This is a genomic window from Actinocrinis puniceicyclus, from assembly GCF_018283645.1.
GTDB lineage: Bacteria > Actinomycetota > Actinomycetes > Streptomycetales > Catenulisporaceae > Actinocrinis > Actinocrinis puniceicyclus.
This window is the reverse complement of sequence record NZ_JAGSXH010000035.1, coordinates 44,443-52,548: the sequence shown is the minus strand read 5'-3', so window position 1 is coordinate 52,548 and position 8,106 is coordinate 44,443. Positions and strand designations below refer to the sequence as shown.

Genomic DNA, 8,106 nt, shown 5'->3' with positions numbered 1-8,106 from the left:
GGTCGAACCGGTGGAAGCCGGTCCTCAACGCCTTCGAGATGGCCTTCGACGGCCGACTGCACCCGGAGCGGGACTCGGCCGCCGGAGTGAAAACCGGCGACACGCCCTAAAGTCCGACCCCTGATTCGCCGATACTCCAAATAGACCAAAGCCCACCAAAAGAGACACAGACCCGACCCGCTCGGCCGCGGACACGGTGCCCGGGGCGATTCTGCGCGCGATCTGGGTCTCAGCGGTGGCCGGCGTGATGCTGATCGGCGCGCTGCTGTTCGCGATCCGCGACTATGACGCGGAGCTAGGCTCCAGCCTGGGGGCAGCCGCGCAAATCTTCCTCGACGCCCTCGGCTCTGCCTGGGGCCAGGTCGCGCTGGGTGTAGCCCTAGGTGCGCAGGTGTTCTGCGGGGTTGCCGTCGTCACCGCCGCATCGAGGCAGGTGTTCGCGTTCTCCGGGCGTAACAAGGCGATCCCGGGGCACCGCTGGTGGAGCCGCGTCTCGTCGCGCACACGGGTGCCGGTGAACGCGGTGTGGCTCTCAGTCGCGCTCGGCTTCGCCCTCACGCTGCCGGGGCTATGGGGCAGCACGGTGCTCAACAATGTGGTGTCTATCAACGTGATCGGGCTACTGCCCGCCTACGCAGTACCGATCTACCTGCGGCTTCGCCACCGCCACGACCGCTTCGTCCCTGGACCGTGGAACCGCGGCACGGCAGGCCCCTGGTACGCGCGAATCGCGCTGGTCTGGATAACCGTCGCCTGCCTAGTCGTGATTGCGCCGCAGGGCAGCCCGATCACCCACAAGAACCTTCCCTACGCCGGGATCGCGCTGCTGGTCACCCTGGTAATCGAGCAGCTGTGGTGGTGGGGGCGGCGGCGCGCCTACGACGCGCCGGTGGCAACCATGAGCGCGGCGCAGGCCGCCTGGATCCAGGACGAGATGGTCTGACCGCGATGAGCACTGCGATGACCGCGGCTGCAGATGGGCAGTCGAGCCCTGCGGTGGACCGCCACGCCGAGGGCACGCCGCAGGGCGTGCTGAGCCCGGACGAACTATTGGAAAAGACAGACAGCGGCGAGATCGACACCGTACTGGTGGCCGTTCCCGGCCCCAGTGGGCTGCTGCGTGGCAAGGCGTACGACGCCGGGTACTTCGCCGCGCACGTGCTGGGGAGCGGTACCCATGCTGCCGCGTACCTGCTGACCACGGACCCGGATATGCGAGTGCTGCCCGGGTTCGCGTTCGGCGGCTGGGAGCACGGCGCAGGGGACGTTTGGCTACGGGCGAACGAGGCGACGCTGCGCATCGCCGGCTGGGCGGCGCGCACCGCACTGGTGCTGGCTGACCCCTGCGACCGGCAGGGCCGCCCGATCCCGGTGGCGCCGCGCGCAGTGCTCGCCCGCCAACTGCACCGCCTCGCCGATCTCGGCCTGACCGCTTCGCTGGGGGTCGAGTCCGAGGCCATGGTCTACGACATCGACTACCAGGGCGCGGCCCGGCGCGGTTGGCGTGACCTGCCGCCGGCCGCGGACCACAACACCGACTACGCCTTGACCCACCCGGCCCGACTCACCGCCCTGATCGACCGGATCCGGGAAACCAGCTACGCCACCGGGCTGCCGCTGGAGGGAATCAAGACCGAGGCCGGCGCGGGACAGCTGGAGGTCACCTTCCGCCACGGCGAGCCGATGATGTCCGCAGACCAGCACGCCGTCTACAAGCTACTGGCGCACCAGGCCGCCGAGCACACCGGGATGGCGCTGACGTTCATGGCCAAACCGTTCACCGGCCGCGACGGTAACTCCTGCCACCTGCACCTCTCCCTGCTCGACGACGAAGGGCGCAACCCGCTGGTCGACGGGCACGGACGGCTCACCGACCTCGGCCGCCACGCCGTCGCCGGGTGCCTGGCCACGCTCAACCAGGTGGCCGTCCTGATGCTGCCGAACGTCAACTCCTACAAGCGCCTGCACACCGACACCTCGCCGCTGTTCGCCCCCACCACCCTGAGCTGGGGATACGATAACCGCACCTGCGCCCTGCGAGTCCTGGGCGCCGGTGGATCGGGACGGATCGAGTGCCGCATCCCCGGTGCCGACGCGCAACCGCACCTCGCCGCCGCCGCGCTGATCACCGCCGTGGTGCACGGGATCGAGCAGAAGTTGCCGCTGGAGGAGCAACCCGTAGCGGCCAACGCCTACGACGACCCGCACGCCACTCGGATGCCGCGCACGCTGTCCGAGGCCGCCGCTCGGATGCACGACTCGGCGGAAGCGGCCGAACTGCTGGGCGCGGACGTGCTCACGCACTACGCACAGGCGGCGTGGCACGAGGCCGACTATCACCAGCGCCGGGTCAGCGACCTTGAACGCGAACGAGGGTTCAGCCGCTCATGAGCACTGTGTCAGCAATCTGCGCCTCGCAGCCGGCGCCGGCGGAACCGGCGTCGCCGCGCCCTTATATTCCCATGTCCACGGTCCTCGCGGTCGCACTCGAGGTGCCCGATGGAGGGCTGGACCACCGCATCGACTTGGCTGTGGTCGCGCTGCGCCCTACGGATGACCGCTACATGCTTGTCGGTAGGCTGCGCTGCGCGCTACACGCCGGGATGGCCGCCGCGGCAATCGCCGAGTGCTGCGGCCTGCCGCTCGACCAGGTGCTGGAGCAGACGCCGGCTGCGGTAACGCTCGGCATGCTGGAACGCCATTTGGCCGTCCCGCCTTATCTGCTCGCCACCCACCAGGCTGCGGAGTTGACGAAGCTGATCGGTCGGCACGGCGGGCGTTGCCCGACCCTGAGGTCGACAGAACTGGTGGACACTGCGGCGCTCGCCCATCACCTGCTCGGAGACGGGTGTCCGCTGGTCCTGCCGGACCTGGCGACGCACCTGGGCGTCACGCTCGCGCCCCAGCCCGCGCGTACCGCCGCGCACGCGGCGCTGACCGCCGCCGTGTACGCGGGCCTGAGCCAGATCGCAGCTGACCGCGATCAAGGCCGGACGGGCAGCGCCGCGGCAAATCCTCGTCCGACGGCCGACGGCCGACGGCCGCACGGTGCCGCCGCCGGACGGCTCTTGCGTTGCCATGGGACGGAGGGTCCGTATCCGCGCGCCGTAGCAACTTACTGATCTTCGGTCCGGGCAACGTACAGCGTGGCTAGCCACCCCAGCGAGCGCGCCATACCGGACGAAAGGGCCCCACCGAAGCGTTCCCCCTGTGCGCCCGGCCGAGGGCCAGCGCCGGCCCGCCCGCCGTGTTCTCCCGCACATCCAGGCGGGGCGGAACCCACCACAGTCCATTCACCAAGGGAAAGCCGCTACCGCCGATGTAAACCCGAAATCGCTGCGCGGTTCCCTGGACTGGAAGAGGGGATCAGAGCGGACGGAACGCGGGCAGTGCTCGCCGTCAGGCTGCGCGCCGAGGCGGCCACCGGTTCGACGCGGTCACCTCATGGGAGATCACGGTGCGAATGCGCCCGATGCAGCGCGAGCGGGCACTGGGCCGCGCTGCAACGTGGAGGGGTATGGCGCGTATCAGGATCTTAATCGGCTATTCGCCGGGCAGATAGACCTCGGCATGCTCTGCTGGTACTGCAACTAAGGAGAGCAACCCGGTCGGCGCCGGACGATGCGGCGCTGCGCGCTAGCAGTTCCGTGCCCAAGCCTCTCTACTGCCACTACCCAGAGACCAGGCGCAGGAGGTAGGTGGTGAGCAGACGGATGTCATTCGGGGTGTTCTGCAGGCTGTTCCAGCGTCGCTCTTCGCCGTCGCCGAGCTTCCACGTCCCCGATGTCCAGGACACACCGAGTTGGAGGCGCTCTATGGCCGCGCGCACCTCGTGGGAGTCGACCTCTTCCGCAGGCGTTGCCTCGGTGAGCGCATCCATGACGAAGCCAAGAGACTGGATGCCGACGCCATGCGTAAGCCGACACTCTCGCGGCGCAAGTTTGAATTCACCGGGGAACACACCTCGCACGATCCGCCAGAAGGTCTTGAGGTGTAGGAGCATCCGGTCCACGTCGCCCGAACCATCCTCGGGGTTGCGGTATTGGTAGAGCGCACCTTCGAACAGGCTGTGCTCGATCATTTTCAGGATGCTCGTGTCCTTGATGTACCCGTCAGGTCCGGTGGGACAGGCGATCAGCGTGTAGAACGGGCTGTCGCCATCGCCGTTGAGGCGGGTCATCAGGGTGGCGGGCAGACGGCGGCGTTCGTAGGCAGGCGGGAGTTGCCCCACGGTGCCAGGCAGCAGTTCGTGGATCAGTCCCTTCGGCAGGGGTTTGGTCGAGTTAACCATGATGAACTGCGAGCGTTGATCTGCGTCACCGTCAGCGATGAACCCCACCGCAGCAACTGGGAACTCGTCGATCGCCGCGTCGCGGATCGCGGCGCTGCGCTGCTGGCCGTCCACGAGCCAGGCGGGCTTCTCGTGGTCGGCTTGCGCCTCGTCCACTGGAATGAGCAGTTCGCCGGGCACGGAGTAGTCCACGGAGGTAGTGCGCTGTGTCGGGACGAAGGTGGTGCGCTGGTCGAATGCGAGCACGATCGCGTTGGGGAGCATGGCGCCGTCGGATTCGAGATAGCGGCGGATCGAGCGGATGTGGCTAAGGACCTCGGGACGTTGGTATCCCTGCAACTCGTGCTCGTCGCGGCGGATCCGCGAGACGGCGGTGAAACTGGAGAGTTTCTTGCCATCTACCGCGAAGCAGTAGATGCGCCGATCGCCCTGGCGTACTTCGAGCGCGGGAAGCCTCAGTGTGTACTGGTCGGCCACATCATCTCCTGGGGTGTCTCGACGCTTCATTGTGTCGCGTCACGCTGTGGGTAGGGCGTGCATCTTGGCCGCCAGCACGGTGAGGTTGTGAAAGCCCCTGCGCTTGTTGCGTTCCGTGCCGCGGAAGATCGCTATCTCGATCCCGTGTTCCACGCACAAGGGGCAAGGGCACCGCTTCCACGGCATGTCGCGCAGAGCGCGCTCGTATGCAGGCAGGTAACTCTTCTTGGCCTTTTTCGGATCTCCTGAGTTCACCAGGGCCTCATAGTGGCCAAGAGCGGCAAGCGTCTCGTCGAGCGGCACAATGCCCGAGTCGTAGCCGCGCAGCGCCGCTAGGCAGGCGCGTTCGGCGGCAACCGCGTCCCGCTGGGCGATGGCGCCAGCCAGGATCTGGCGCTTGAGCGTCGGATTGCCATCGACCTGAGGCACTCGCAGGGCCGTGTAGGTGCCTTCCCGCGTGTGGTAGTTGTCGCGGTCGTCCATGAACGACTGGCGAAAGGCCGAGGTGCTGTCGAAGCTTGTAACCCCGTGCCCAGCGAACTGGGCCATGGAGTCAACGCGGGTGATGCCGAGCAGGTGCAGTTCGGTTGACTCGGCACGGACTTCATCGATCTTGCGCAGGCAGGCGAGGATCTCGTGCGTCTTGAGCGGGACCATGCCCCCGAGCGCGATGCGGCGGTACCCCATCTCTTGAAGTCGCCTGACGCTGTCGGCGTAACTTGCTGGGCCCCAACCCTGGGCAGCGCCGACGGGCTCGAACTTTACAGACCGCACCCCGGCGGCCGCGATGAACTTTTCGGCCCGGTCCAGCGAGATTCGACGCCGCTCGACCCATTCGGGGTTGGCGTCTTTCTCCACATCCGTGGCGGTCGGGGCATCCGCGTCCTCGGGGTCAGGCACGTATCCGAAGATCACGTGGTCGATGCTGATTCCGGCATCGAAGCCACAGCCCTCGTAGAAATCGAGGACTTCCTCCACGCTATACGGAGGCTCTTTCTCGTTGATGTAGTTGAACGCGCCGCAGTCGCCCAGCGTCATGACATTTTCCGGGATGCGGAAGAACTGTCGCAGGCCAAGCCGGTAGAGCCGCTCACGCTGGGGCGTTGAGTACTTCCCAGCGCCCTTGAGCGATCCGTCCACGATCGCCTTGCTCACCAGGATCCCGTCATACGGGACGGGCACGACCTCGTGCGCGTAACGATCGTCGCGCTGCCTGACCCGCCAGGCCGGGTATTCATCGTTGATGAAGTCGTACGCCGGGCTGATCATGTCCTGGCTGTCCGGGAAGTAGAACTTCACGATGCATCCGATCGTGCCCGCGCATACTCGCGCATCAGATAGTTGGCCAGAGTACTGATGTGACGAGGGGTGTTCTGCAGGTCCTTCCAATCCAGGTTCAACTCCGCCCAGCGGCCCCGCGTCCACCGGCACTGCGTCTTGATCAGGCTCAGTTCGCGCATGGCCTGTCCATGCGGGTCGTCGCCTTTGAGGTTCACGTTCGCCATGACCCGGTCCATGAGACGACCCATGGACTTGATGCCCACGCCGTGCATCAACCGGCTCTTGGTAGGTGGGAGTCCCCAGGCCTCAGGGAACGTGTCGCGCACTGCGGTCCAGTAGGTGATCACAAGGGTGCGGATCGTCGCGGAGTCGATGGTGTTCGTCGACAGGTTGCGATAGAGAAAGAGGATGCCCGAGGGAGAGTTCAGCGACTCGCCAAGGGCGGTGACCAGACTGTTGTCGGCGACGACTGCCTGCTTCTGGTCCGCGGGAGTCGATGCCCGGCGGATCATGCCGAGGAACGGGGAGTCGCGATCGGTGTTGAGCATCTCCACCAGTCGGGCGGGCAGTTGCTTGGCCGAGTACTTCGACGGCAATGCGACCCCGACTTCGGGCAGCAATTCGGACACGAGGTTGGTCGGCAGCGGGGAGACGGTGTTGACGCGTAGGAACTGCTCGCGCTGTACTGTCAGGTCCTCGGTAACGAAGCCGGCGACGATCACAGGAAGCCGCTTGCGGCGGGTTTGAGCCAGGGCACTGCTGCGCTGCTGTCCATCGACGATCAGGGCCGGACGCGGCTCGTCGGGAGAGGCGGGCATCGGGATCTCGAGGGTGCCGCTTGTGGCCAGGCTGTCGTTCGACCTGGGCCCGGGGCTGGCCTTGAACTTGACGCTGGACGGAAGCGCCATGATCAATCCGTTGGGGAACAGCACGCTCTCGCCGTCGAGGTACTCGAGGATCTGCTGGACATGCTGCTTCTTCTCCGGGCGCTGGTAGCCGAGCAGTCGGTTCGCCTCGTCTCGCGCGATCCGTGCGACGTCGGCGACCACATAGACCTCATCAGCCGCGAGTGTGAACACGTACAGCGGGATCTCGGGGTGCTGTTCGATGCGCAGCGCTCTGCGCTTGATGCTCGGCCCGCCGGTCACAGGGCAGCCACCTGACTAAACAGGCGGGAGAACCGGGTTTGCTCGCAAGCCCGCCCACTGTCTCGCAAGGTACGTAGCAGGCGGGTGCGTGAGGTGCTGGGAGCGGCAGCGAGTTCCTTGGCGATAAACTCACGCACCTCGTCGTCGCTTATCGGGGCACGGTCGTAGCGCTCTACCCGGCTTGCGTTGCTCACCCACGACTGCCAGGCATCTAGGTTGCTTGCGGAGGCAAGTTGTCCGTCCCGGCAGTTGTGCAGCCATGCTGCCGCCATGCGCACGTTTAAACTGGTCCTCGTCCCGCCGAGCGTAGAGCGCAGGCCCGCGTCCGCTGGCAGCCTAACGGTCGCCGAGAGACCGGCTGAGCCGCCGATGACCACTGTGTCGCCGCCCTGGCGCGCCATTTCGGCGAGCTCATCGCCGAGCGGTGCAGCGTATGCCTCAGACATGGCGAGCAACACAGGACCGCGCCGGGCCAGGTCAGCGAGGGTCGCGGCGCCAGCCGATGCCTGCAACGCCGCCCACCACAGTGCCCGTTCCTCGCTGTTCTGGCCGACACAATCGGGGTGGCGCGGTGAGAACGTGGCGGCGTAGGACGGCGCGGACTTGCCGACTGGTTGGAGACCCAGCCCTGCTGAGGCCACCCACAGATCGGCGTCGAAACCGCTGGCTGCCGCGATTCCCGGCAAGCTAAGTGCGTGCGTCCAGTGGTCACCGCGGTAGAGCTGGCGCAGCGGCACGCAGCCGGCCGCCTGCATAAGACGCCCGCACCATTCGGCAACTCTGTTGCGCACCGGGGCCTCCGGCAGCTCACGCACCATCAGGCGAGGGTCTGCCGCTGTTAACTTCCGATCGGCGCAAGTCACTACCAGTGATAGTTTCCTCACGTTGTCGGACCCCGGTTCTAGTCTA

Annotated in this window: 7 protein-coding genes; 3 read left to right on the top strand and 4 right to left on the bottom strand. The window is 66.6% G+C overall.

From position 1 onward, the window contains the following. The first annotated feature begins 196 nt into the window (after positions 1 to 196). The 3 genes from KGA66_RS12380 (at position 197) to KGA66_RS12370 (ending at position 3,122) form a co-directional block, all read left to right on the top strand. Complete coding sequence (locus KGA66_RS12380) at positions 197 to 943, top strand: amino acid permease (RefSeq protein WP_312886879.1); 747 nt, start codon at positions 197 to 199, stop codon at positions 941 to 943. A gap of 17 nt (positions 944 to 960) precedes the next feature. Further along, positions 961 to 2,391, top strand: coding sequence for a glutamine synthetase family protein (locus tag KGA66_RS12375; RefSeq protein ID WP_211467914.1), 1,431 nt, complete (start codon positions 961 to 963; stop codon positions 2,389 to 2,391). A gap of 71 nt (positions 2,392 to 2,462) precedes the next feature. Beyond that, positions 2,463 to 3,122, top strand: coding sequence for a hypothetical protein (locus KGA66_RS12370; RefSeq protein WP_211467912.1), 660 nt, complete (start codon positions 2,463 to 2,465; stop codon positions 3,120 to 3,122). Positions 3,123 to 3,670: 548 nt separating this feature from the next. On the opposite strand, the gene dbpB (KGA66_RS12365) is transcribed toward KGA66_RS12370, so the two are convergent. Genes dbpB (KGA66_RS12365) through KGA66_RS12350 form a run of 4 tightly spaced genes read right to left on the bottom strand, consistent with a single transcriptional unit; the run spans position 3,671 to position 8,015 of the window. Continuing rightward, positions 3,671 to 4,768 carry a DGQHR domain-containing protein DpdB gene (dbpB, locus tag KGA66_RS12365; protein WP_211467910.1) on the bottom strand — a complete coding sequence of 366 codons (1,098 nt, stop codon included), beginning with the start codon at positions 4,766 to 4,768 and terminating at the stop codon, positions 3,671 to 3,673. Between the two features lie 39 nt (positions 4,769 to 4,807). Next, on the bottom strand, positions 4,808 to 6,067 hold the full coding sequence (dpdA, locus tag KGA66_RS12360) for a tRNA-guanine transglycosylase DpdA (protein WP_211467908.1): 1,260 nt from the start codon (positions 6,065 to 6,067) through the stop codon (positions 4,808 to 4,810). After that, a complete protein-coding gene (gene dbpB / locus KGA66_RS12355) occupies positions 6,064 to 7,197 on the bottom strand; it encodes a DGQHR domain-containing protein DpdB (protein ID WP_211467906.1) in 1,134 nt (377 codons plus the stop codon). Before dbpB (KGA66_RS12355) ends, dpdA begins: the two co-directional genes overlap by 4 nt. Continuing rightward, on the bottom strand, positions 7,194 to 8,015 hold the full coding sequence (locus tag KGA66_RS12350; RefSeq protein WP_211467904.1) for a hypothetical protein: 822 nt from the start codon (positions 8,013 to 8,015) through the stop codon (positions 7,194 to 7,196). The genes dbpB (KGA66_RS12355) and KGA66_RS12350 overlap by 4 nt, the downstream gene beginning before the upstream one ends. Between the last annotated feature and the right edge of the window lie 91 nt (positions 8,016 to 8,106).